This window comes from Actinomyces sp. 594, assembly GCF_019325145.1.
Lineage (GTDB): Bacteria > Actinomycetota > Actinomycetes > Actinomycetales > Actinomycetaceae > Actinomyces.
Map to the genome: position 1 here is coordinate 1 of NZ_PIZC01000032.1, position 23,390 is coordinate 23,390.

Sequence of the window (23,390 nt, forward strand, 5' to 3'; positions counted from 1 at the left end):
GTGTGCGTTTTACGACCACCCCGGAGTCGTAAAACGCACACCAGGGTCGTGATTCGACACCAAGGCCGTCTTGGCGAGTACCGCCGGGAGGGTATTCAGGCAGTGGGCGGCACCTGTGTCGGGAAGATCCGGGTCCGGCCTGCCACCCCGCGGTCGGAACGGCCTGGGGTGAACCTCACCGCCGAGTCGCCTGGCGGCTCTCGGAGACGTTGGCGGGCGCGGACGAGGCGTCTCCCGCCGGGCCGATGGGCGGCAGCCATGCGCGCATGGCTAGGGTGAAGCCGATCAGCGCGGCGACTGTGACCGCAACGCCGAGCACCCCGGATCCCGTCGCCGAGAAGGCCCCGTATCCGAGTAGCGCCGCGCCCGCGCTGGCACCCGCATAGGGCAGCTGCGTGTTGACGTGCGTGATGTGGTTGCAGCCCGCGCCCGTGCTGGACAGGATCGTCGTGTCCGAGATCGGGGAGCAGTGATCACCCCACACGGCGCCCGCGAGCACGGCCCCGAATGCGGGGATCAGCAACTCACCGCCGCCCGCGACCGCCCCCATGATCTCCCCGGCGATCGGCAGGAGAATGCCGAAGGAGCCCCAGGACGTGCCGGTGGCGAAGGCCATTGCGCCCGCGATGATGAACAGCATCGGGATGAGCCATTGGGGCGGCACCGCCGCCGATTCGACGAGCGACCCCAGGTAGGCGCCCGTGCCGAGCTCGGCGATCAGCGCTCCCAGCATCCAGGCGCACAGCAGGATCTCAATGGCGGGGAGCATGGAGCGGGCGCCCTCAATGACACCCCGCGCGGCCGTCTTCGCCTCGAACACCGGGTCTTCGTGCGTGAAGTGGAAGTAGTAGAAGGCCGCGGTCGCCAGGCCTAGGACGCCGCCGATATTCAGCGAGAGGGCGACGTCGGTATTGGCGAGCATGTCGAGAATCGCCCAGGAGCCGGACGCCCGGTGGCCCGTACCCAGGATTCCGCCGACGACGCCTGCCACCAGGACGGCGAAGGGGACGATCAGGGCCCGCCTCGCGCCCGGCTCGTGCCGCGGCAGCGAATCGGTGAGCTGGCCCGGGATCTGCTCGCCTGGGTCGTACAGGCTGCCCGTGGCGACGGCGCGGCGCTCTTCACGTCGCATCGCACCGAAGTCGAGCTCCAGGACAACTGTGGCCCACAACAGGATCAGCGCGGCGATGGCGTAGTAGTTCATCCCCGCGGAGCGGATGAATGCGCCGGCGTCGGAGGCCTTGATGCCTAGTCCCGCGACGATTGGGCCCATGATGCCGATGATCGAGGCTCCCCAGCTGGAGAAGGGCGCTAGCACGGCCACAGGCGCGGAGGAGGAGTCGATGAGGTAGGCGAGCTTGGCCCGCGACACCCGCTGCTGATCGGAGACGGGGCGGGAGACCTGCCCCACGGCCAGCGCGTTGAAGTAGTCGTCAACGAAGATCACGGTCCCCAGCGCCGCCGCGAGGACCTGGGCGCCGCGCCGGGTGCGGACCCGCGTCATCGCCCACTCGGCGAAGGCCTGCGTGCCGCCGGACATCAGCACCAGGGAGGTGATCACGCCGAGCGTCAGCAGGAAGACAAGGATCAGAACGTAGTAGGAGTTGACCGCCCCCTCAGCCCAGAAGATCTGCGAGAAGGCCTCCCAGACCTTGATCAGGGTCCCGGCAATGCCTCCGTCGGCGATCAGCGCGGCGGCGGCAAGAATGCCCACGGCCAGCGAGGTGATGACCTTCTTCGTCCCGATAACCAGCGCGATCGCCAGTAGCGGCGGGACGAGGGACAGTACCGGGTAGGACTCGATCATCAACAGTTCCGTTCTTTGGGTGCCGGGGTGGCACCAGGCTAGGGCATGGGCTGACCGGGACCAGGGGGAACCCGCGTATTCCACCCATAAGCTGCTCCGGCCGCGGGGCATCTCACGTCGGCGCGAGCGGGCGTGCGGCGCCGTCGTCGGTAGCATGAGGGGCCCCAACTGAGCACACCCGGGAGGATCCCATGCCTGAGCCCATCAAGCTCATCGACCGCGTCCAGGCGATCAACTGGAACCGGCTCGTAGACGACAAGGACCTGGAGGTCTGGGACCGGCTCACCGGCAACTTCTGGCTCCCGGAGAAGGTGCCGCTGTCCAACGACGTCCAGTCCTGGGCCACGCTGAACCAGGCCGAGCAGAACATGACCACCCGCGTGTTCACCGGCCTGACCCTGCTGGACACCATTCAGGGCACCGTCGGCGCGGTCTCCCTCATCCCGGATGCCCGCACCCCGCACGAGGAGGCGGTGCTGACCAACATCGCCTTCATGGAGTCGGTGCACGCCCGCTCCTACTCCTCGATCTTCTCCACCCTGATCTCCACCGCCGAGATCGACGAGGCCTTCCGCTGGAGCGAGGAGAACGAGAACCTGCAGCGCAAGGCCCGCATCATCCTGGACTACTACCGCGGTGACGACCCGGAGAAGCGCAAGGTCGCCTCCACCATGCTGGAGTCCTTCCTGTTCTACTCCGGCTTCTACGCCCCCATGTACTGGTCGGCGCACGCCAAGCTCACCAACACCGCCGACCTGATCCGCCTGATCATCCGCGATGAGGCCGTGCACGGCTACTACATCGGCTACAAGTACCAGCTGGCCGTGCGCGAGTCCTCCCCCGAGCGTCAGGCCGAGCTGAAGGACTACACCTTCGAGCTGCTCATGGAGCTGTACGACAACGAGGAGCAGTACACCGAGGACCTCTACGACGAGCTGGGCCTGACCGAGGACGTGAAGAAGTTCCTGCGGTACAACGCCAACAAGGCGCTGATGAACCTCGGCTACGAGGCGCTGTTCCCGGCCGACACCACCGACGTGAACCCGGCGATCCTCGCCGCGCTCTCGCCCAACGCGGACGAGAACCACGACTTCTTCTCCGGCTCCGGCTCCTCCTACGTCATCGGCACCGCGGAGGCCACCCAGGACGAGGACTGGGATTTCTAGTAGGGGCCACTGAGATGCATCGGGCGTGGATGAGATGAGCGAACCCGCCACGTCCGCCGCCGGTTCCCGGCCGTGGTGGCGCGTGCGGCACCTGCCGGGAGGTTGGCGCCGGTGGGTGGCCGCCATCTGCTGCCTGGTGGTGGCGACGGCGGTTACCCTGGCGGTGATCTCGTACAACTCGCCGCTGAGTCGGCTGAGCCGACAGGTGGAGTCCTGGGCCGGCGGCCAGGACGCCGTGCTGACGGCGACGACGCAGCTGTATCCGGAGCGCCTTGTGGTGGAGGCGGAGCGCCTTGTGGTGGAGGCGGAGATCCGGCCCGATACCACCGCCGCCGAGGTCTGCGAACTGGCGGATCAGCTCAACGGGCTATTCGACCCCGAGGCCGGCGACGACATCCGCCGCGATCTCAGCCTGCGCCTGACCCGGGACGGAACCAGCATCGTCTACGAGGACCAGTTGTTCTTGCCGCGATCGTCTGTGGGACGCGACTGGGAGGCGCCCCACTGCGCCCCGCTGGAGTACGCCTACGAGTTGGCGGGCCCGGGCGTGGAGGAGATCGTCGCCGGCCCCGACTCCCTGCGGATCACGCGCGCCGACGCCGACGCGGTCCCGGCGGGCCTGGTTGCGCGCGCCCCCGCCGACGCCGGAACAAGGGCGACGGCCACGGATGATGTACGTGTGCGCGGCTGGCAGGTGGAGGTCAGGGCCGACTCGGACAAGACCGTGCCCACAGAGGTTCTGGGCCCCGTCATGGAGGCGCTTCCGGCGAATGACGACGGTCTGGTCTGGCTGGACTCCCAGGGCGATTCCGCAAGCGTTCGGCCCGCCGATTCGGTCGTCAGTCTGACCGCAAGGCGGCTGGAGGACCAACCGGGCGGGCCGACGGTTGAGGAGCAGGCGGCGGCGGTTCTGGCCGCGGCGGAGGGAACGCCGGGGCTGGAACTGGTCGCCATCTGCGCTTCTAAGTGGCTCGCCGACACGGCGGACGACCCGGATTCCACCGGCAGCTGCGTGTACTTCGATCTCGACGCCGACGGCGCCATCAACCCGGACACGCCCTACCCGCATGGGCTCGCCGACCCGGACGCCCTGTACGCGGCCGCGCAGGCGCTGCGCGACTGAGCGCTAGCGGCGCAGTCTCACGGCGCAGGCGCCGCTGAAAGCTGCCAAGAGGAGCATCAGCGGCAGGCCGGCGCACGTGATGGTGTCGAGGACCAACAACTCACTCGCCGGCGTCGGGCAGGACCCAGGCGCGGGAGGCGGCGAAGCCGACGCGCACGACGTCGCCCTCCGCGTGCACCGCGCTCACGTCGGGGTCGGACTCCACGCAGACGATGGTGCCCACCTGCGTCTCCACCTCGTACTCCACGTGGTCGCCGTAGAACACGGTCGACAGCACCCGGCCCATGTCGCCCACGAGCTCGCCCGCACCGGCGGCGGCATCCTGCGCACCGACCTGCTCCAGGCGCACCGACTCCGGGCGCACCACCACGGTGACGGCGTCGCCGTCGCGCACGGCCTCGTGGCAGGCGGCCTCGACGCCGTGCCCCAGCACCTGCACGCCGCACTTGCCCGCGGACACGCTCTGCGCCGTTGCCTGCAGGAAGTTGGCGCGGCCGATGAAGTCAGCCACGAAGGTGGAGGCGGGCCGCCGGTAGATCTCCTCCGGCGTGGCCACCTGCTCGATCCGCCCCGCGTTCATCACCACGATCCGGTCGGACATGGTCATTGCCTCGGACTGGTCGTGGGTGACGTAAATCGAGGTGATGCCCATGCGCTGCTGCAGGCGGCGGATCTCCAGGCGCATGCGCACGCGCAGCTTCGCGTCCAGGTTGGACAGCGGCTCGTCGAACAGCAGCACCTTGGGCTGGACCACCATGGCGCGCGCCAGCGCCACCCGCTGCTGCTGGCCACCGGACAGCTCATTGGGGGCCCGGTCCGCCAGTGAGGTCAGGTTCATGGACGTCAGCGCCACATCCACCTGCTCGCGCATCTCCTCCGCGGGCACGCGCCGCAGCTTCAGGCCGTAGCCGACGTTGTCGCGCACCGACAGGTGCGGGAACAGCGCATAGGACTGGAACACCATGGACATGGGGCGCCGGTTGGGCGGCAGGGACACCATGTTCTGCCCGTCGAGGATGACCTGCCCCTCGGTGGCGTTCTCGAAGCCGGCGATCATGCGCAGCGTGGTGGTCTTACCGCAGCCGGATGGCCCCAGGAAGGTGATGAATTCACCGGGGGCGACGTCCAGGCTCACCCCGTGCACCGCGTACACGTCTTTGCCGCGGTTCGAGAACACCTTGACGACGTCGCGCAGCTCCAGGTGCCCGGTGGGGTCCTCCCGCTTGGGGGTGGCCTGTGCGGAGGGGGCGGTCGATGCGGGGGTGGAGGAAGTGGTCATGTGGGAGCCTCCTTGGCTCTCGCCCCATTGGTCGGGGCGTGGATGGCTGGGTGGATGAGTTCGGGGCCGACGACGCCGCACGGTTCGGTGGGCGCCTGTCTGTGGGTGCCGCTCAGCGCGGCTCGCGTCCCGCGCCGGTGCCGCGAATGAGCAGGTTCAGGCCGCCGATCACGGTCATCACGATCAGGATCAGGATCGTGCAGAAGGCGAAGGCGTTGCCGAAGCGGCCCGCGTCCACCTCCGCCAGGATCTGGGAGGTCATGATCTTGGTGTGCGGGGTGGTGATGAAGATGATCGGGGACAGCGTCGTCATGGAGCGGGCGAAGGCGTAGACCAGACCGGTCAGGAAGGCCGGCCGGATCAGCGGCAGCGTCACCCTGCGGAAGGTCTGCGCGCCCGAGGCGCCCAGCGACGTCGAGGCCTCGTCAATCGCCTTGTCGATCTGCTGCAGGGAGGCGATGCCGGAGCGCTGCCCGGCGGGCATGGAGCGCGCCACGTACACCATGACGATGGCCATGGCACCGCCCGCAATGGCGCTGCCGCCGGCGAGTGGGGCGATGATGTTGACGCCGAACAGCGCCACCGGACGGTTGAAGGTCACCAGGTAGCCGATACCGATGACCGTGCCCGGCACGGCCAGGCCCAGCATGCCCAGGAAGTCGATCAGGGCGGCGCCGCGGCGCATGCGCACCACCACCAGCCAGGCCACGAGCATGCCTAAAATGCCCGCGATCGGGGTGGCGATCAGCGCCAGGATGGTGGTGTCGATCATCGACTCGTTCCCGATGCCGGACAGCAGGTACTCGAAGTGCCGCAGCGTGAAGGAGTTGTTCACGCCGAGGATCTCCACGAAGGCGCCCACTACCACGGCCGCGTACACCGTGACCACCAGTGCCAGCACCGCCACGGAGACGGCCAGCAGGGGGATGCGGGCCACGTTGGCGCGCAGCAGCTCGAAGGAGCCGGTCGGCTTGCCCGTCACCGTCACCGTGGAGGACCGGCCCGACCAGTACCGCTGCAGCAGGAACACCAGCAGGGAGGGCACCAGCAGCACCAGGGAGTAGGCGGCGCCCGCCGCCGTGTTGTACTCGCCGTTGATGGCGATGTAGGCGCGCGAGGCCAGCACCGTGTAGTCCCCGCCGATCACCAGCGGGTTGGCCAGGTCGGCGATCGCCTCGGTGAACAGCAGCAGGAAGGATGCGCCCAGGCCGGGCACCACCATTGGCAGCGTAACCGTGCGGAACACCGTGAACTTGGAGGCGCCCAGGGAGGCCGCCGCCTCCTCCATGGACGGGTCGAGGCTGCGCAGCATGCCCACCAGGTTCATGTAGGCCACCGGGAAGAAGGACAGCGACAGCACCAGGGTCAGCCCCGGCAGTCCGTAGATGTTCCACTCCTGCCCCAGCAGCTGGGTGGAGATGATGCCGTTGCGCCCGAACAGGGTGATGCACGCCGTCGCCACCGCGAAGGGCGGGGATACCACCGGCAGCAGGCAGATCAGGTGGAACAGGCGCTTGCCGCGGAAGGCCACTCGCACCTGCACGTAGGCCAGCAGGAAGCCGACCAGGGTGCCGACGGTGCCCACCACCGTGCCCAGTACGAGCGTGTTCAGGACCGTGGCCCGGTTGGTGCGGGAGGAGGCGAGCTTGCTGAGCACGGCCAGTCCGTCCGCGGACAGCGCCTCGCCCAGCACGCGGCCCAGCGGCAGCAGGACCAGGAAGACGAGGACTAGGAGGACGACGGCGAGGATCGTCGTCGTCACCGGGTCTTGCTTGACCCGGGTGCGGCCACGGGCGGAGGCCTTGGCGGGAGAGGTTTGGGTGAGGGAGGCGGCGGTCATGGGGGTCGCGCTTGAGGTCATGGGTGGTCCTCGGCTGGGTCGGGCGGGGAGTGATCGACGGCGGTCGGCTCCGATTGGGAGCGGTCGCACGGGGCCGGTCCGGCCGGTGCGGCACGCACGCTGGTGCGCCCGCACCGGCCGGACCGGCATGCGCCGGGCTACTCCTTGGGCTCGGCGGCGATCTCCTCGTCGAAGCGGGCGGTCAGGTCGGGCTTGGCTGCGGCGGCCGCGGCGAAGTCGTAGTCGATCAGGTTGATGTCGTCCAGGTTCGCCATCTTGTCGCTGGTGTCGGCGTCGGGGTTGGTCAGCACCTGGTAGGAGCCCACCGTCTGGCCGACGTTCTGCCCCTCGGCGGAGATGGCGAAGTCGATGTAGGCCTGGGCGGCCGCCTTGTGGCTGGAGCCCGCCACCAGGGCCACGCCGCCGACCTCATAGCCGGTGCCCTCCTCGGGGAAGGACACGACCAGGTCCGTCATGCCCTCCTCCTGGTACTTCACGCAGTCGTGGGAGAAGACCAGGCCGACGGCGGCCTCGCCGCGCCCGGCGATCTGGCCGGGGGCGGTGCCGGACTTGGAGTACTGCAGCACGTTGTTGTGCAGCCGCTTCATGTAGTCCATGCCGGCGTCCTCGCCACCCAGGCGGGTGACCTGGGTCCACAGGGTGGTGAAGGCGGTGCCGGAGGTGGAGGGGTGGGCCACGGAGATCTGCCCCTTCAGGGCCGGGTCAAGCAGGTCGTCCCAGGAGGCCGGGGCGTCCACGCCCAGCTTGTCCAGCTGGGACTGGTTGGAGCAGAAGCCGAGCGCGCCGATGTAGACGCCGGTCCAGTTGCCGTCGGGGTCCTTGTACTCGGCGGGGATCTTCTCCGCCTCGGGGGAGGTGTAGGCCTCGATCAGGCCCTGATTGACGGCCTCGCCGTAGCCGTCCACCGGGCCGCCGTGCCAGACGTCGAACTCGGGGTTGTCCTTGGCGGAGGCCAGGCGGGCGACGGTCTCGCCCGAGGACAGGCGCACGTAGGTGGCCTTGATGCCGGTGGTCTCGGTGAACTTGTCGGTCCAGGCCTGGCACAGGTCCTCCATCGCGCCGCAGGCGATGGTGATCGGGCCCTCATCGGAGCCGGCGGCCGAGGAGCCGGAGTCGGTGGAGCCGGCGCAGCCGGAGAGGGCGAGGCCGCCGGCCATGACGGCCGCCAGCATTGCGGTGCCGTACCGCGAGAAAGTACGCATGGGAGTGCCTTTCGGGAAGTGATGGCGCAGCTGTGCGCCAAGTCACCTCAATCATGCACGGCGCTTGCGGATGTGGCGATGGAACGACGGTCGCGAACTGTGACAGAGGTGTCATTTTCGCGGGCTGTGCTGGCCCGCCGAGGTCGGTTGAAGTTACGTGCCGAGGTCGGTTCCGTACGGGAGACTGGTTGTCCTTCGGCCGACTCAGTCCCGGTCCAGCGGAGGCATGCGGTAGCCGCGTCCGCGCACCGCCACGACGACGTCTGCGGGCACGCCATGCGCCTGAAGGTGTCGGCGCAGCCGGTACACGGTGGTGCGCACCATCTCCCGGCCCCCGGAGTCGTCGCTGGTGCCCCACACGTCGTTGAGCAGCTCCTGCCAGGTGACGACGGCGTCGCGCCGCCTGGCCATGGCGGCCAGCAGGCGGGCCTCGGTGTCCGGCAGGGGGATGTTGCGCCCGGACCAGGAGACCCGGCCGGTCGCCGTCGATACGCGCAGGGGCCCATTGGTGATCGCGTCCGGGCCTGAGCCGGAGCGGCGCGTGACCGCCCGGGCCCGCAGCGCCAGCTCGCGGGGAGAGAAGGGCTTGGTGACGTAGTCGTCAGCACCCGCCTCCAGGCCGGCGATCCGGTCGGGCTCGTCACGCATGGCCGTCAGCAGGATGATCGGCACCGGGTTGCCGGTGCCGCGCAGTCGCCGGCACAGGTCGACGCCGGAGCCACCCGGCAGCATCACGTCCAGTACTACCAGGTCGATATCGCGGCTGGAGGCCAGCTCCCAGGCGGTCTCGGCATCGGGCGCCGTCACGCACTCGAAGCCCTGCGTCTCCAGCGCGAAGGAGACCACGTAGAGCATCTGCGGCTCGTCGTCGACTACGAGCGCAACCAGCTTTGGGGCTGGCAGGGCGGGAGGCGAGTCACTCGTCATCACACTGGTGCTCCATTCGCTGCTGCTCCATTCCTGGGGGCCGCATCCGGCTGAGGCGCGTCGGCCTGCATCGCGTCCGGGCGCAACGGCAGCGTCAGGTAGACGGTCGTGCCCCGGGCGGCGATCGTATCTATGAGCACGCGGCCGCCGTGCGCCTCCATGATCCGCTGCGTCACCATCATGCCCAGGCCTGCGCCGCGGCTCGACGGCGCCGTCAGGGGGTTGGAGGTCGCGTAGGGGGTGAAGGCGCGCCGCCGCTCCTGGCGGTTCATGCCGACGCCGTCGTCCATGACTGTGATGAGGGCGTCGTCGGTGTCGGCGCTGATGCGTACGGTCACCGGCGCGCCGTCGCAGTGCCGCAGCGCGTTGGTTACCGCGTTGGCGACCGCCTGGCGCAGCAGTCCGCGGTCGGCCTCCACCCGGACCGGCCGTCCGTGGTCCTCCAGGCGGATCGGGGTGTGCGCGGTGCGGCGCATCTCCTGGATGAGCTCGCGCACGAGGGCGCGCAGCTCGACGCGCTCGCGGCGCAGGGTGCGGACCTCGTGGTCCAGGCGCGCCTCGGTGAGGAAGTCCTCGGCCATCTGGGAGGCGTCGCGGGCGTTGTCGAGGATCGTGGTCACGAAGCGGCGCTGCACCTCGTTGAGGTCGCCGGGGGTCTCCTCGTCCAGCAGCTCGGCGGAGGCGCTGATCAGGGCCAGGGGCGTACGAATCTCGTGGGCGAGGACGTCGCGCGGGGTGCTGCGCCGCTGGGCCTCCTCCCGTAGACGGGCATTGTCCCGGCGGGCAAGCGTCAGCGCCCGGCGCCAACGCACGGCGAGCACCGTGGATACCACTACGGCCGTGACCAGGACCCAGCCGATGGCCACGTTGAGGAAGGTGCGCATGGGTTCCATCATGCCTGCTCGCCGGTACTGGGAATCTCCGGACCAGTGGTGCGCGTCCCGGCGTCGCGCATAGGCGGGGTACGCGCGGGAGCGGGTGGGGTCCGACGGCAGTCCCCGGGGCCCGCCGGGCGGGCCGGGCGCGGGGAGGCCGACGGTGGGGACCCGTCGCCTTTGACGTGCCCTTGGACCTGACCATGCCACCTTCCCTCAAAGTGTTCTGTGACATGTGTCACTAATATGTCTCGGCTCGGGGTGGCAAGACATTTCTGCCGCGGTTACATGGGCGTGATTGGGACCGAGGTCCTCTGACGTACGTTTGACCTGCGAGGACGCGCAAGGACCTGCCGACCCGGGCGTCTAATGACGCCATTCGCCGCGCCTCGGCCCGGCGGGGCGCGGCCCCCTCCAGCAGCATCCGGGTCGGCGGCGTCGGCAGGGCGCGGCCCCGAGGGCGTGGGGTGGAGGGCTGGCGTGTCCCGCTGCGCCGCGCGCCGCGAGACTGGACTGCAACTCCGGGGGCCTGTCTTCCCGGCCGACCCGCCTCCGATATGACTACCCTGGGGCCGTGAGCACGACGCCGCCATCTGAGCCGCTCCCCAACCAGCTCCCTGACCAGCGCGTGGCCGTCGTGATTCCGGCTAAGGATGAGGCCGAGCGGATCGCGGCCACGGTACGTGCCTGCCGTGCCATCCCCCGGGTTGATCTGGTCGTCGTCGTCGACGACGGCTCCACCGACTCCACCCAGGAACACGCCCGAGCCGCCGGCGCCGTTACCGTTCGGCACGCAGTGTCCCGCGGGAAGGCCTCCGCCATGGAGACCGGGGCGAGCGTCGTCGCCATGCGGGACTATGAGGACGGTCCCGCCCGTCTGCTGCTGTTCATCGACGCGGACCTGGGTGACTCGGCCGCTGCCTGCTCCCAGCTCGTCCCCCCGATTGTGGACGGCGTGGCCGACATGTCCATCGCCGTGCCGCCCAAGCAGGCGGGGGCCGGTGGCCGCGGCCGGGTTGTGCGTGCCGCCCGCGCCGCAATCGCCGCAGCAACCGGGTGGGCGCCCGTGGCCCCGCTGTCGGGGCAGCGCTGCATCACCCGCGCCGCCTATGAGGCGGCCTCGCCGCTCGCGGAGGGATGGGGCGTTGAAGTGGGGCTGAGCATTGATGTGCTTTCCCAGGGCCTGACCGTGATTGAGGTCCCCTGCGATATCACCCACCGCGTCTCCCTGAATGACCGGGCCGGCCGCCTGCACCGCGCGGCCCAGTACAAGGACGTCATGCGCGCGGTGGCCTCCCGGCGCCTGCGCCGCGTCCGCGTCCCCGCGGACAAGCTCGACGACGCCGCTGTGCACGGCCAGATGCCCTTCCGCGCCTACCGCGCCTGGAAGGGTGAGCAGGCACCGGCGGCCGAGGCCTGACCCGGCCCCGGGGCGCACCCCGCCCGCGCCCCTCATCGAGTTCGACACAAGTAGTCACGTACCGAGTCCGGCACAAGTTGCAACAGTGCAGCGGGCGGCATCAGCGCGGGCCGACCCGGCTGCTCAATAGCAGCGCTGCCAGGGCCGGCAGCGCCGCTGCCGCCGAGAAGAGCAGCATCGTCAGGCCCGAGTCGTTGACGAGAACCTCAAGTACCACCAGCACCGCCAGCCCCCGCAGCGTCGGCCCCGGCCACGCGGGCGTCGCCGCCACCAGCCAGGCATAGGCGCCCACGCCCGCGCGGGCGTCGCGGACCGTCCGCCGCAACCACCAGGTGGCCGCACTGGCCACGCCCACACCGATGACGAGTGCCAGCAGCGCCAACGGGCTGGTGAGGAACGGGGCGGTTAGCGCAGCGGCCTTGCGGGCCAGCGTCGCGCCCGCACGCCCATCCACCACCTGGCTCACGAACCCACCCAGGTGGGTGCGCGAGCCTGCGGCGTAGTCCGCGACCGCGAACGCGCCTACCACGCCCACGGTCACCAGTCCCACGCCTAGCCAGCGTCGCAGGCCGAGCCGTACCCCCGCCAACCCGGCCCCCAGGGCCACCAGCGCCGGCAGCAGGGTGAGCGCGCCGCCCACATCGGCCCCCAGCTGCGGCGCGCCGTCCACGGCGAGCGCAATAGCCCCCGGAACCCCCACCGCCACGGCCACGGCCGCACGCCGGCGCGTATGCGCTGTGGCAAACCGGTCGGCTCCGGCAGCCACGGCCACAAGCAGCGCCCCCGCCGCCAGCGCGAAGGCCGTGTTCGACACCCCGTAGAAGCGCCCGGCCACCACCGCGTTCATCCCCAGTGGCCCGTTGAACCCCAACGGGGCGCCAGCGGCGGCGTCCACCAGGAGCACCACCGGCCCCGACGCCGTCAGCAGCAGTGCGGCGCCAGGCCGCCCGAGCCGTGGCGCCAGGGCCAGCAGGGCGGCCGCCCCGGTCAGCACCCCCGCCGCAGCGGTCGCGGTCACGGCCGCCGCCATCGGCGCCCAGGCGCCGGCCCGCCACCACGGCAGCAGGTTCGACAGCCAGATCCCGGCGGGCAGGGCACTCGCCCAGCAGGCGGCCCAGCCTAGGCGCCCCAGTCGCCCGGACTGCGGGTGGCGCAGGCCGACGCCGACGGCGACCAGCACCGCCCCCGTGGCGGCGAGTAGCGCGAGGGTCATCGGGATCACGGCGCGGTTGGAGGCGACGGCGTGGATAGCGTCGTCGGCAAGGGCATCCACGGCGCCGAGGTCCGCGGCCGAGGCCGGGTCGGCCGCGCTCGTGGAGGGAGCGGAGGCGCCGGAGGACCCCGAGGCGGGAAGCGCCAGAACTCCACCGGTCAGCCCGGAGGCGGCTACGGCGTCCTGTCCGGCAACGGCTGCCAGCAGAGTCGGCGCCAAGTCCGTCAGCTGAATCAGGCCCCGCCGGTGCGTGGTCGGACCGACCAGGAGCGTGCCGTCACTGCCCCGCGGGGAGGTGGTGCCGGCGGGCAGGACAGCCAGCTGCGGGGAGGGGTCCTGCGGGTCGGCCACGGACACCACTACAACGCGCGCCGGCGCCGTCAGCTCCCTGAGCGCCTGCGCGAGCGCGTGGACTGCCCGCGCCGGCCCCGGTGGGGCGGTTGATGACGCCGATTCGGCGTCGGTGGCACCCGCCCCGCCCGGTGAGCCCGCGGTACTCATGAGGTCAACCAGGATCAGGTCCGGCTCCGCTGTAGTGCTGGCCGACGCGCGCTCGCCGGCGTTCTCCGTGCCGCCGCCCGCCGGGGCGGGTAGCACGCCCGGCTCGGCCGCCTCCGGCGGTCCGGCGGCATTGGTCAGTGCCAGGACCGCACCATCCCCGACGGCGGCGTAGCCGACCCCGGCTGCGTCCAGTGCCGTGGCCAGCGCTCCCGGCTCGGTCCCGTATCCATCGGCCTGCGCCAGCCGTGTCGCCTCCGCCCAGGAGCCGCCGGAGCATGCGGCTCCGGGCCCCGTATGGGACACGTCGGCCCGGGCGCGCATACCGGCGCCGAGAGTGACCCAGCCGTCCGCGGGGCAGGTGTTCTCCCCGATCGTGCGCTGAACCAGGTTCACCGGTGCATTCGCCGCCGCGTACTGCAGCACGGTGGCGGCATCGGCGGCCAGCTGCGGGTCGTCACCCGCAGCAAGCTCGCGCACCGACGCCCATGACAGCTCACTGACCCCGAGCACGAGGAGCGGCGCGGGAGCGGCGGATGCGGCTGGGCCGGGCGCCGCCGGGGCCGCTGACGGCCCGGGTGGCCCCAGCATCACCCCGGTCACCAGCGCCAGCGCCACCAGCACCAGTGCGCGGCGGACCTCCCAGGCCACGCCGCGCAACGGACGCGACCGGATGCGCATGGGCTCGCTCATGCGAGCAGCCTACGTGGGGTGTTCGGGCGCTTCGCCGGGGAATCGCGGGATAGCCTGGGCCCATGACGAGCCCCGCCCCTATCTGGTCCTTTCTCGGCCCCGGCGGCACCTTCTGCGAAACCGCCCTGCGGCAGGTGGCGCCCGCCGACGTCGTCCTCGACCCCTGCCAGGACGTCCCCACGGCCCTCGACCATGTACGCGACCGCAGTGCCGTCGCCGCCGTCGTACCCATTGAGAACTCGGTGGAGGGGGGCGTGAATGCCACGCTCGATAACCTCGTGGTTGGTGCCCCCCTGGTGATCGCCGCTGAAATGGCCGTCCCCATTACCTTCGTGCTGGCAGGACGGCCCGGCACCCGCCTGGAGGACGTGCGCGCCATCTCGACCCACCCCCACGCCTGGGCGCAATGCCGTGGATGGGTTCACCAGCACCTGCCCGGCGCCGCCTACATCGAGGGCACTTCCACCTCCGCTCCCGCCCGCGCCCTGGCTGAGGCCGACTCAGCCAAGGCAGCGGGCCTCGAGTACCAGGCCGTGCTGTGCAACCCGCTCGCTGCCGAGCAGTACCACCTGAGCGTCATCGCCGGGGGAGTGGCGGACAACCCCGACGCCGTCACTCGCTTCGTCAAGGTCTCCCGCCCCGGTCGGGTGGGTGAGCCCACGGGAGCGGACAAGACCACCCTGCTGGTGCAGCTGCCACACAACCGGGCCGGCGCGCTGCTGGACATGCTTGAGCAGTTCAGCGTCCGCGGCGTGAACCTGACGCGCATCGAGTCCCGGCCCGTCGGAGACTCCCTGGGCCGCTACCGCTTCTCCATTGACGTAGAGGGGCACATCCGCGACGAGCGCGTGCAGGCGGCCTTCATCGGCCTGCACCGCACCTGCCCGTTCATTCGCTTCCTCGGCTCCTACCCGCGGCTGGACTCCCTGCCCGTGGTAGTCCCGGCCGGAACCAGTGACAAGGACTTCGTGGTGGCCCGCTCCTGGATGGCCGACGTGCTGGAGGGGCGCACCCTCTGAGGGGCGCGCCCGCCGCGGGGCGCCGCACCCTGGGCTATGCGGGGCGCCGCACCCTGGGCTATGCGGGGCGCCGCACCCTGGGCTATGCGGGGCGCCGCACCCGTAACGCCCCGGGCTGCACGCGTACCCGAACACCGCGCGTGGGGGCTACCAGGTCCCCGTCGATCTCCACGGCCGTCGGAAGATCCAGTAATACCCTCACCTCGCGTCCGCGCCGCAGCAGCACCTGGGCGGCCCGCCCAGCGGAGTAGGAGGCCGGCCGTGGCGGCAGCACCTGCCGCGCCAACGACGCCCAGCCCCACAGGCCACGCACCGTGTCAATGGCCGCAACATCGAGCAGGCCGTCGTCCAGGCGCGCATCGGGCAGCAGCGTGATGCCGGCGGGCAGCTTCCCGCCATTGGCAATCAGCAAGGTGCGAGCAGTCAGCCGCTCAGTGCGCACGACCCCGGGAAATGCGGGAGTCGCCTCGGGGACGAGACAGACCAGTCGGCCGGAGTCGTCCGCACCAACGCTCCCACGAGCGTCACCCGCATCCGCGGTTCCCGCAACGGCGGTACCGGCAGTGGCGTCTTCCCGAGCAGCGCGGCCGGCGCCCGCGGCGGGCGCTTCGGCCGACGCGTCGGGGCCCGCCCCGGCCACGGGCCTTCCGGCAACCTCCGCGACCGCGGCCATGGTGCCGCCTGTGACCCCTAGTACCAGGCCCATTCGCCGTCGGCCCAGGTTCTCCAGGGCGGCGAGGCCATAAGCTCCCCAGCTCAGCCGTGCCTTCAGGGCCGGGCGCGTGGAGGCGACCAGGCCGGCGTCAAAACCGATACCCGCAACCACCAGGCAGGCATGCTCGCCCCCCAGTGTGGGCCGGGCCCACCCCTGTGGCGGCTCGGGGATCTCATCGCCGTGACCGCCATAGCCGTGGCCGCCACGAGCGCCGTCGGCACTAGCGGCTCCCCGCGGCGGTGCCGCGCCCACCGGCCCGGAATCGTCAGCAGCGGTCAGCGGGCCCGTGTGACCGGTGGGCTCGGTTCGCACCCACAGCAGGTCGGTCGGTGTTGCGCGTCCGACGGCGGCGATATGCGTCAGCGCTTCCCAGTGCCGCAGCGGTAGCCCGAGGTTGCGGGCCGCCAGATTGGCCGTCCCCAGCGGCATGACGCCCAGCTCAACCCCGGTCCCCGCCAGGCCCGCGGCAACGGAGCGCACCGTGCCGTCACCACCGGCGGCTACCACGAGCCCGGCCCCCGAGGCGACGGCGAGTCGGGCCTGGGTGGCGCCGGTCTCACGGGCTGAGGTCTCTAGCCACACGGTGCGGTAACCCGCCTCGTACAGTGCGTCGCCCAGTGCCTGTCTGATGGCGCGTGTAGCGGCCGGCTTGGCGGGGTTGATGACGACGGCGGCAACAGGCGCCGGGTCGGTGCCGGCGGTCATGGGGCAAGGCTACCGGCACGCTCCCCTCACCGTCCCGGATAGTTGTGCCCGCAAGTACCTCGACCGGCTGCGGCACATCGCATGTGCCGGCCCAAGTGCGTGATGAGCGCCAGCCTCGCGGTGGTGGGCGGGCTAGGAGCCGACGACCTCGGCGAGGGGCAGGCCGGCCTGTCGGGCCAGGCCGGTGATGATTTCCGCCAGCTGCGTGAAGTCGGCGCCGCGTGAGGAAGAGCTGCGGTGCACTAGGCCGATGTGCCGGGTAGGCGCCGGCGTGGCGAAGCGCACTACGGCATATCCCTCCCCGGAGAGCAGGCGCACCGCCCCCTCTGGGATAACCGTGACACCGGCGCCATTGGCGACCATCTGCACCACGGTGGACAGTGTGGTGGCCACTGCGGAGGGCGGGTTGGTGCCGTAGCGCTGGCACAGGGCCAGGGTCTGATCTCGTAGGCAGTTGCCCTCGTCGAGCAGCAGCAGTCGCTGCCCGTCCAACTCGGAGGGGAGGACGTCGTTGCGGCCCCCCCAGGGGTGGTCGGCAGGAACGAGCGCTACTAGCGGCTCGTCATACATGGGGATGGCCGTGGAGTGAGGCAGGTCGACGTCGGTGCTGATGATGGCCGCATCAAGGCGGCCCTGCGCGAGCATGTCCAGCAGGTCACCGGTGACCATCTCCCGCAACTCGGGGTTCAGCAGGGGCAGCTCCCGGCCGAGCCCGTCAAGGATGAGCGGTACCAGGTAGGGGGCAAGAGTCGGGATGATTCCCAGTCGCAGGGTGCCGGCGAGAGCGGCACCCTGATTGGTGACCGCCTCGTTGAAAGACTCTGCGGCTAGCACGGCCTCACGCGCATAGGGCAGCAGTGCCTGGCCCAGCGGGGTGACCAGGACGCGGCGGGTGGTGCGTTCGACGAGCTCCCCGTCCACGCGCTTCTCCAGCGCGGTGATCGCCTGCGACAAGCTCGGCTGGCTCACGCCCAGGGCCGCCGCAGCCTCACCGAAATGCTGGTGGTCGCACAGCGCGACGAAGGCCCTCAGCTGGGAGAAGGAGGGAAGAGTGGTGGTGGGCATGAGCGGTCCTGAGTCCGTAGCACGATCCGACTGGATGGGTCGGGGGGTAGAAATCGGGGTTGGCTTATTGGTATTGACTGTAGATCACGCCCGCACGGTTCTCATGCTGTTTGCGGTCGAGACCCTCTGTGCTGCGGTTGCCTGGTTAGACTCGCCCCCATGATCGATCTGCGTGCGCTTCGTGAGAACCCCGAGCCCTTCCGTGCCAGCCAGCGTGCCCGCGGCGCCGACGTCTCCCTGGTCGACCGCGTCATTGAGGCGGACGAGGCGCGCCGCACCAGCCTTGCCGCTTTCGAGTCCCTGCGCGCCGAGCAGAAAACGGTCTCCCGGTCGGTCGGCAAGGCCGCCACCCCCCAGGAGCGCGAGGCCGCCCTGCGGGGCGCAAAGGAACTGGCCGAGCAGGTCCGCCGGGCGCAGGCTGCTGCCGACGCCGCCGCCTCAGAGCTTGACGAGCTCACCTCCCGGTTCCAGAACCTGATCGAGGGCGCCCCCTCCGGCGGCGAGGAGGACTACGTGGTCCTGCGCCACGAGGGCCCCAAGCCGCGCGACTTCGCCGCGGAGGGCTTCGAGCCGGCGGATCACCTGGCGCTCGGCGAGGGCCTGGACATCATCGACACGCGCCGCGGCGCCAAGGTCTCCGGCGCCCGCTTCTACTACCTCAAGGGCTGGGGCATGCGCCTGGAGCTGGCTCTGATGACCGCCGCCCTGGACAAGGCCGTAGAGCACGGCTTCATCCCCATGACCACCCCCACCCTGGTCACCCCGCAGGTGATGGGGGGTACCGGATTCCTCGGCGCCCACAGCGACGAGATCTACTACCTGCCCGCCGACGACTTGTACCTGACCGGCACCTCCGAGGTTGCCCTGGCCGGCTACCACACCGATGAGATCCTGGACCTGTCCGCTGGGCCCAGGCGGTACATGGGCTGGTCCACCTGCTACCGGCGTGAGGCCGGCGCCGCCGGCAAGGACACCCGGGGCATCATCCGCGTGCACCAGTTCAACAAGGCGGAGATGTTCTCCTACTGCCGTCCCGAGGACGCCGCCGAGGAGCACCAGCGGCTGCTGGCGATGGAGGAGGAGATGCTCGCCCTGGTGGGCCTGCCCTACCGGGTGATCGACACCGCCGCCGGCGACCTGGGCTCCTCCGCCGCTCGCAAGTTCGACTGCGAGGCCTGGCTGCCCACCCAGAACCGCTGGATGGAGGTCACCTCCACCTCCAACTGCACCACCTTCCAGGCGCGGCGGCTGTCCATCCGGGAGCGCCGTGACGGCAAGACCGCGCCCGTGGCCACGCTCAACGGCACGCTGGCCACTACCCGCTGGATGGTCGCGATCCTGGAGAACCAGCAGCGTGCGGACGGGAGCGTCGTCGTGCCGGAGGGCCTGCGCCCCTACCTGGGCGGCCTCGAGGTCATCGAGCCGGTCGCCTGACGTGCGCACCATGTACGGCGATAGCGGGGCGCGTCCCGCCTCCGTCCGGCTGGTTATCTAATGCCGACCCGGAACGACGACGGCGCCCCCCTGATCGGCTCGGCAGCCTGGAACTCCCAGACGGTCGGCGTATACGGGCCCGGATACGACCGCCCACTGTCTCACGACGACTACCACGCGCTCGTGCGCGCCCGCATGGCCGACCTGGACCGCCTGGAGTCCGACGGCGCGGGTCCGGGCGGTCGGGCCCACCTGTTCCCTGATGAGCGGCTGGTGGTGGCCCTGGATGTGGACGGCACCATCCTGGACCTGGACGGCCGCGTCTCCGAGCGTGTTATGGCTTCGATCGCCCGTATGCGCCACTACGGCGTGCAGGTGGTCATCGCCACCGGGCGCGGCATCACCGCCGCCCTGCCGGTGGCCCGCCGGATCGGGCTGACCGACGGGTGGATGGTGTGCGCCAACGGAGCCATAACGCTGCGGATGAACCCGGCCGCCCCGGGTGGCTACGAGGTCGTGGACTCGCGCACCTTCAACCCGGCAAATGCTATTGACGCGCTGCTGGAGGCGGTCCCGGACGGGATCATCGCGGTGGAGGAGCTGGGCGCCGGCTTCCGCGTCTCGCGGCCCTTCCCCGACGGGGAGCTGATTGAGAAGCAGACGGTGGTCCCCCTGGAGGAGCTGCGCCGAGGGGAGGTCACCCGCGTGGTGCTGCGGGCCCCGGGCATGCCGGTGGACGAGTTCAGCGCCGTCGTAGGGCGGGCCGCCCTGCACTCGGTGGAGTACGCGATCGGCTGGACCGCGTGGCTCGACGTCGCCCCGCAGGGCATTACGAAGGCCTCCGCCCTTCAGGCGCTTGTGACCCGGCTAGGCACCGACTCCGGCCACGCCATTGCCGTGGGCGACGGCACCAACGACGTCGAGATGCTGCGGTGGGCGGGCGTCGGGGCCGTAATGGGCTCGGCGCCGCAGTGGGTTAAGGAGCAAGGGGACATCGTTACCGATACGGTATGGCACGATGGTTGCGCGGCCGTGTTGGACGCAATCGTTGAGAGGACTCGGAGGAGCTCATGAGATCGTCGCGGACCGCCCTGCACCGCACCGCCGCCCACCTCGCCCCCGCAGCGGCGGCGCTGCTGCTGCTCACAGGCGGCCTGACCGCCTGCTCCACGGGCCACGACGTCGATCCCACCGCGTCCTCCACGGACCCCTGTGCGGCGCTGGCCGGCTACGGTACCTTCCCCGACGGCACCACGGTCACCATCGCCACCGCCTTCACCGGTACGGAGGCGGAGCGCTTCGATGCATCCCTGGAGCAGTTCGAGGAGTGCACCGGCATCGACGTGGTCCAGAACGGCTCGGACGATCTGGAGGCGGTGCTGCGGCAGACGCTGGAGGAGCCGGGAGCCGGTGACGATCCGGAGGCGGACCCGGCCGACGCAACGGGTGCGGAGCAGCCGCCGACCGGCACCCTCCTGCCGGACCTGGCGGTGGTTCCCCAACCCGGATTGGTGAGTGATCTGGCCCGTGCCGATGCGCTCGTTGGTATGCCGGACTCGGTTGGTGCGAATGTGGAGCTGGGCTGGGACCGTTCCTGGATGGAGGCGGGATCGGTTGACGGCGTTCTGTACGCCGCCCCGCTCATGGCGTCGGTCAAGTCCTTCGTCTGGTACTCGCCGGTCGCCTTCGCGCAGGCCGGCTACGAGGTGCCTACGACCTGGGATGAGCTGGTTGCGCTCACCGCGCGGATTGCTGCCGACAATGCCGCCGACGGCGATAGCACGTCCGCGGACGGAGACGGCGAGAAGGCTGAGGACGCGCAAGACAGCAGTGCTGAGGAGAGAGGTACCGACGCCGTCGTCACCCCCTGGTGCCTGGGCGCTTCCGACGGTGACTCTACCGGCTGGGTAGTGAGTGATTGGCTGGAGGATGCGCTGCTGGCGACCGGTGGAGTCGGCGCCTATGACGCCTGGGCGGGCCACGCCGTCGCCCTGGATGATGCCTCCGCGGTGGGTGCCCTGGACGCGGTGGGCGACCTGCTCCTGGCCGACGGGCATGTTCCCGGTGGCGGCGTGCAGGCAGTGAATACCACGGTGGAGGAGGCCGGCGCACAGCTGCTGGATGGGTCCTGCTACATGCTGCACGCCTCCTCCGGGTATGAGAACCTGCTGCCCGAGGGGGCCGAGGTCGTCGCCGTCGGTGGTGCCGCGGGCTCAGGCACCGCCGCGACCCAGGCCACGGCCACACCGACGTACGCGGTGACGGGTGGGGTTGTCTCCGCGTTCCTCGTCCCGGGGGTGGCTGACGACGACGCCGGCGCCCCGGTGATCGTAGGCGGCGACTTCCTGGTGCAGCTGTCCGCGGGGGCATCCGCCGCAGGGGAAGGTGCCGGCGGGGCCGATGCCGATGCCGTTGCGGCGGTAATGACCTACCTGTCCAGCGCCGAGTGGGCGCAGGCACGGGTTGACCTCGGTGGTGTAGCCACCGCCAACCGGAGCGTGGACGCCTCACGGATGCGCTCCGACGTCGCCAGGCGCGCCACTGTGCTGCTGCAGTCGCGTCAGTCCGTGATCCGCTTCGACGCCTCCGACTCGATGCCGTCGGGAGTGGGCACGGACGCTTTGTGGGGAGCCCTGACCCAGTGGACCCGCGGCGAACTGGACTCCAAGGAGGCGCTTGCCCAGGCCGAGGCCGCCTGGCCCCAGTGAGCGGCACCTGGGTGGCGAAGTCAGACGGAGGTCTAGAACCCCTCGTAATGCACGTCGTCCCAGGGCAGGTCGGAGTCGGTGTAGGCAGGCTTAAGCTCGCCCTTCTCTCCGATAGCCACGAGGTTCAGCACCGTGTAGCCGGACGGCACCCCCAACAGCTCGCGGATCTCCTTGTCGGAGGTGTCGTGACGCCCTGTCCTGTTCCGGATCTGTACCCAGCATGCGCCCAGTCCGTACTGTTCTGCGGCAAGCAGTATGTAGGCCGAGGCTATGGCGCCGTCTTCGATCCAGAATTCGGCTTGGCGCGTGTCGGCTGTCTTGACCATCGTCACGATCACGGCGGCCGCGCCCTCCACTTGAGAGCCGCCCAGTGTCTTGCAGGCACCGACTTGCCGAATCATGTCCGGATCCCTCACAACGATGAACTCCACCGCGTCGTGCCCGAAGGAACTCGGTGCCGTCAGGGCCACGCGCATGATTTCTCGGATCACCTCGTCGGCGACGGGCTCGCCGCGGTAGCGTCGTATAGACCTGCGCCGACGGGTGAGTTCGAATAAGTTGTTGTCCAAAGTGTCCTCCATAGTGGGTATCGTGTATTTGTGTGTACTGGGTCGGCTGCAGGAGTGGTGTCGCTTAACGCTTCTACCTGGACGGCGGTGAAACTGTTCGCGTTGCAGTAGTTGCCCACCTGTTCGCCGAGACGCGCTCGGTCACCATCTCGTCGGTGACCCCGTCCTTGATCCGTGCGATGAAGATCTGCCTGTCATGCTGCTCCTTTGGGTGTTGCCGGGCTTGGTGCCCGGCGTCACAAGGGCAGGTGTACACTTGAGACCATGGTCTAAGGCAAGGTCTTGGGGCGGATCGGAGGTGCTTCATGCCGGACGGCAAGACATACACGGTGAAGGATGTGGCTGAACGGACGGGCGTGCCTGAGACCACTCTGCGGTATTACGGAAGGCGCGGTCTGCTCGACTTCGTGGCACGTAATTCAGCGGGCGTGCGCATTTTCACGGAGAACGATTTTGAGGCCCTGTTCATCATCCATACTCTAAAGGAGACTGGCATGTCCCTCGCCAGCATTAAACATTTCATGGATCTATATTTTGAGGGCGATTCGACAATAGCGGAGCGGCGTCGAATGTATGAGGATCAGCGTCATAAGACGCGCATGAAAATTGCTGCGCTGGAGAGTGCGCTCGAGATCCTGGAATATAAGTGCTGGTACATGCAGGAGGCTGAGCGGCGCGGTGATGCCTGGTGGTTCAGGCGTCTGTCGGAGCGGGACGTTCCCCAACGAGTTCGCGATTTCTATGCAAAGGTGGGCGGCTACGCCCACGAATCCGCGAAGGGATGCGCGTATATGTAATTCGGTAGCCAGTGGCCGTCGTGACCCGGGCTGACGGTTCTTGGTTTAGAAGCGGGCAGCGGCCGGGGTTTCCGGCTGCGTTAGCGAGCAGCGCTGCCTCCATCAAGCCCGCTGCAGTTCACTGCCTCGGCCGCCTCGCGCGACACCGCGCAGCGGTCAGCAGGTGTGACAAGCTCGCCGCCCGCTACCAGGTGGCCATCGACGTCGTAAGCGTCGACCACTGTATTGAGCGTTTCTCATCAGGGTTGAGGGGGTGCGGGTTGGGATCGTTGGGATGGTGCGGGAAGGTGGGTGTGTCGTTGGTGGGTGCACGC

18 protein-coding genes are annotated in these 23,390 nt (G+C 69.9%); 8 read left to right on the plus strand and 10 right to left on the minus strand.

Annotated features, from left to right (window positions below; translation table 11 throughout):
* Positions 1 to 175 precede the first annotated feature (175 nt).
* The gene (locus GZ998_RS04260; RefSeq protein ID WP_219109133.1) at positions 176 to 1,807 is read right to left on the minus strand and encodes a Na+/H+ antiporter NhaC family protein; all 1,632 of its coding nucleotides are present in this window, start codon (positions 1,805 to 1,807) and stop codon (positions 176 to 178) included.
* Between the two features lie 191 nt (positions 1,808 to 1,998).
* On the opposite strand from GZ998_RS04260, the gene nrdF reads away from it, so the two are divergent.
* Both nrdF and GZ998_RS04270 read left to right on the plus strand, forming a co-directional pair.
* The gene (gene nrdF, locus GZ998_RS04265) at positions 1,999 to 2,973 is read left to right on the plus strand and encodes a class 1b ribonucleoside-diphosphate reductase subunit beta (protein WP_161923327.1); all 975 of its coding nucleotides are present in this window, start codon (positions 1,999 to 2,001) and stop codon (positions 2,971 to 2,973) included.
* 34 nt (positions 2,974 to 3,007) lie between these two features.
* Positions 3,008 to 4,096 (plus strand): hypothetical protein, encoded by a 1,089-nt coding sequence (locus GZ998_RS04270; protein ID WP_219109134.1) that lies wholly within the window; start codon positions 3,008 to 3,010, stop codon positions 4,094 to 4,096.
* Between the two features lie 100 nt (positions 4,097 to 4,196).
* Here the strand turns inward: GZ998_RS04270 and GZ998_RS04275 are convergent, their stop codons facing one another.
* The 5 genes from GZ998_RS04275 to GZ998_RS04295 all read right to left on the minus strand — a co-directional run bounded on the left by GZ998_RS04275 (position 4,197) and on the right by GZ998_RS04295 (position 10,249).
* A complete protein-coding gene (locus GZ998_RS04275) occupies positions 4,197 to 5,375 on the minus strand; it encodes an ABC transporter ATP-binding protein (protein WP_161923329.1) in 1,179 nt (392 codons plus the stop codon).
* A 112-nt stretch (positions 5,376 to 5,487) separates the two neighbouring features.
* Positions 5,488 to 7,215, minus strand: a complete 1,728-nt coding sequence (locus GZ998_RS04280; protein WP_374939154.1) for an ABC transporter permease — start codon at positions 7,213 to 7,215, stop codon at positions 5,488 to 5,490.
* Between the two features lie 158 nt (positions 7,216 to 7,373).
* Entirely contained in the window at positions 7,374 to 8,438 is a 1,065-nt protein-coding gene (locus GZ998_RS04285) for an ABC transporter substrate-binding protein (protein ID WP_161923331.1), read from the minus strand.
* A 204-nt stretch (positions 8,439 to 8,642) separates the two neighbouring features.
* Positions 8,643 to 9,365 carry a response regulator transcription factor gene (locus tag GZ998_RS04290; RefSeq protein WP_162679942.1) on the minus strand — a complete coding sequence of 241 codons (723 nt, stop codon included), beginning with the start codon at positions 9,363 to 9,365 and terminating at the stop codon, positions 8,643 to 8,645.
* A complete protein-coding gene (locus GZ998_RS04295; protein ID WP_219109136.1) occupies positions 9,365 to 10,249 on the minus strand; it encodes a sensor histidine kinase KdpD in 885 nt (294 codons plus the stop codon). The genes GZ998_RS04290 and GZ998_RS04295 overlap by 1 nt, the downstream gene beginning before the upstream one ends.
* Positions 10,250 to 10,814: 565 nt before the next feature.
* On the opposite strand from GZ998_RS04295, the gene GZ998_RS04300 reads away from it, so the two are divergent.
* Positions 10,815 to 11,660, plus strand: coding sequence for a glycosyltransferase (locus tag GZ998_RS04300; RefSeq protein WP_237564231.1), 846 nt, complete (start codon positions 10,815 to 10,817; stop codon positions 11,658 to 11,660).
* A gap of 100 nt (positions 11,661 to 11,760) precedes the next feature.
* On the opposite strand, the gene GZ998_RS04305 is transcribed toward GZ998_RS04300, so the two are convergent.
* A complete protein-coding gene (locus tag GZ998_RS04305) occupies positions 11,761 to 14,064 on the minus strand; it encodes a hypothetical protein (RefSeq protein WP_219109137.1) in 2,304 nt (767 codons plus the stop codon).
* A gap of 62 nt (positions 14,065 to 14,126) precedes the next feature.
* Between GZ998_RS04305 and pheA the strand changes: the two genes are divergently transcribed.
* Positions 14,127 to 15,083: a prephenate dehydratase gene (gene pheA / locus GZ998_RS04310; RefSeq protein WP_162679944.1), complete on the plus strand. Its 957-nt coding sequence runs from the start codon at positions 14,127 to 14,129 to the stop codon at positions 15,081 to 15,083.
* A gap of 82 nt (positions 15,084 to 15,165) precedes the next feature.
* Here pheA and GZ998_RS13005 read toward each other — a convergent pair whose 3' ends face one another.
* Positions 15,166 to 16,503, minus strand: a complete 1,338-nt coding sequence (locus GZ998_RS13005; protein ID WP_257505069.1) for a diacylglycerol kinase family protein — start codon at positions 16,501 to 16,503, stop codon at positions 15,166 to 15,168.
* Positions 16,504 to 16,635: 132 nt separating this feature from the next.
* The gene (locus tag GZ998_RS04325; RefSeq protein ID WP_219109138.1) at positions 16,636 to 17,568 is read right to left on the minus strand and encodes a hydrogen peroxide-inducible genes activator; all 933 of its coding nucleotides are present in this window, start codon (positions 17,566 to 17,568) and stop codon (positions 16,636 to 16,638) included.
* 159 nt (positions 17,569 to 17,727) lie between these two features.
* Between GZ998_RS04325 and serS the strand changes: the two genes are divergently transcribed.
* From serS to GZ998_RS04340, 3 genes are read left to right on the plus strand one after another with little or no spacing between them, the layout of a single operon-like run.
* Complete coding sequence (serS, locus tag GZ998_RS04330; protein WP_219109139.1) at positions 17,728 to 19,002, plus strand: serine--tRNA ligase; 1,275 nt, start codon at positions 17,728 to 17,730, stop codon at positions 19,000 to 19,002.
* Between the two features lie 60 nt (positions 19,003 to 19,062).
* Positions 19,063 to 20,076, plus strand: coding sequence for an HAD family hydrolase (locus tag GZ998_RS04335; protein ID WP_162679947.1), 1,014 nt, complete (start codon positions 19,063 to 19,065; stop codon positions 20,074 to 20,076).
* Complete coding sequence (locus GZ998_RS04340; RefSeq protein WP_219109140.1) at positions 20,073 to 21,710, plus strand: ABC transporter substrate-binding protein; 1,638 nt, start codon at positions 20,073 to 20,075, stop codon at positions 21,708 to 21,710. Before GZ998_RS04335 ends, GZ998_RS04340 begins: the two co-directional genes overlap by 4 nt.
* A 32-nt stretch (positions 21,711 to 21,742) precedes the next feature.
* Here the strand turns inward: GZ998_RS04340 and GZ998_RS04345 are convergent, their stop codons facing one another.
* Positions 21,743 to 22,291: a nitroreductase family protein gene (locus GZ998_RS04345; protein ID WP_162679949.1), complete on the minus strand. Its 549-nt coding sequence runs from the start codon at positions 22,289 to 22,291 to the stop codon at positions 21,743 to 21,745.
* A gap of 293 nt (positions 22,292 to 22,584) precedes the next feature.
* On the opposite strand from GZ998_RS04345, the gene GZ998_RS04350 reads away from it, so the two are divergent.
* Positions 22,585 to 23,076: a MerR family transcriptional regulator gene (locus GZ998_RS04350; protein ID WP_219109141.1), complete on the plus strand. Its 492-nt coding sequence runs from the start codon at positions 22,585 to 22,587 to the stop codon at positions 23,074 to 23,076.
* Positions 23,077 to 23,390 lie beyond the last annotated feature (314 nt).

Excerpts from the sequence above, each read along its gene's own strand:
- GZ998_RS04290 (WP_162679942.1), bottom strand. The coding sequence starts at position 9,365 with ATGACGAGTGACTCGCCTCCCGCCCTGCCAGCCCCAAAGCTGGTTGCG.
- GZ998_RS04270 (WP_219109134.1), top strand. The coding sequence starts at position 3,008 with ATGAGCGAACCCGCCACGTCCGCCGCCGGTTCCCGGCCGTGGTGGCGC.
- GZ998_RS04340 (WP_219109140.1), top strand. The coding sequence starts at position 20,073 with ATGAGATCGTCGCGGACCGCCCTGCACCGCACCGCCGCCCACCTCGCC.
- GZ998_RS04350 (WP_219109141.1), top strand. The coding sequence starts at position 22,585 with ATGCCGGACGGCAAGACATACACGGTGAAGGATGTGGCTGAACGGACG.
- GZ998_RS04275 (WP_161923329.1), bottom strand. The coding sequence starts at position 5,375 with ATGACCACTTCCTCCACCCCCGCATCGACCGCCCCCTCCGCACAGGCC.
- GZ998_RS04285 (WP_161923331.1), bottom strand. The coding sequence starts at position 8,438 with ATGCGTACTTTCTCGCGGTACGGCACCGCAATGCTGGCGGCCGTCATG.
- pheA (WP_162679944.1), top strand. The coding sequence starts at position 14,127 with ATGACGAGCCCCGCCCCTATCTGGTCCTTTCTCGGCCCCGGCGGCACC.
- GZ998_RS04305 (WP_219109137.1), bottom strand. The coding sequence starts at position 14,064 with ATGAGCGAGCCCATGCGCATCCGGTCGCGTCCGTTGCGCGGCGTGGCC.
- serS (WP_219109139.1), top strand. The coding sequence starts at position 17,728 with ATGATCGATCTGCGTGCGCTTCGTGAGAACCCCGAGCCCTTCCGTGCC.
- GZ998_RS04335 (WP_162679947.1), top strand. The coding sequence starts at position 19,063 with ATGCCGACCCGGAACGACGACGGCGCCCCCCTGATCGGCTCGGCAGCC.
- GZ998_RS04345 (WP_162679949.1), bottom strand. The coding sequence starts at position 22,291 with ATGGAGGACACTTTGGACAACAACTTATTCGAACTCACCCGTCGGCGC.
- nrdF (WP_161923327.1), top strand. The coding sequence starts at position 1,999 with ATGCCTGAGCCCATCAAGCTCATCGACCGCGTCCAGGCGATCAACTGG.
- GZ998_RS13005 (WP_257505069.1), bottom strand. The coding sequence starts at position 16,503 with ATGACCGCCGGCACCGACCCGGCGCCTGTTGCCGCCGTCGTCATCAAC.
- GZ998_RS04280 (WP_374939154.1), bottom strand. The coding sequence starts at position 7,215 with ATGACCGCCGCCTCCCTCACCCAAACCTCTCCCGCCAAGGCCTCCGCC.
- GZ998_RS04260 (WP_219109133.1), bottom strand. The coding sequence starts at position 1,807 with ATGATCGAGTCCTACCCGGTACTGTCCCTCGTCCCGCCGCTACTGGCG.
- GZ998_RS04325 (WP_219109138.1), bottom strand. The coding sequence starts at position 17,568 with ATGCCCACCACCACTCTTCCCTCCTTCTCCCAGCTGAGGGCCTTCGTC.
- GZ998_RS04295 (WP_219109136.1), bottom strand. The coding sequence starts at position 10,249 with ATGCGCACCTTCCTCAACGTGGCCATCGGCTGGGTCCTGGTCACGGCC.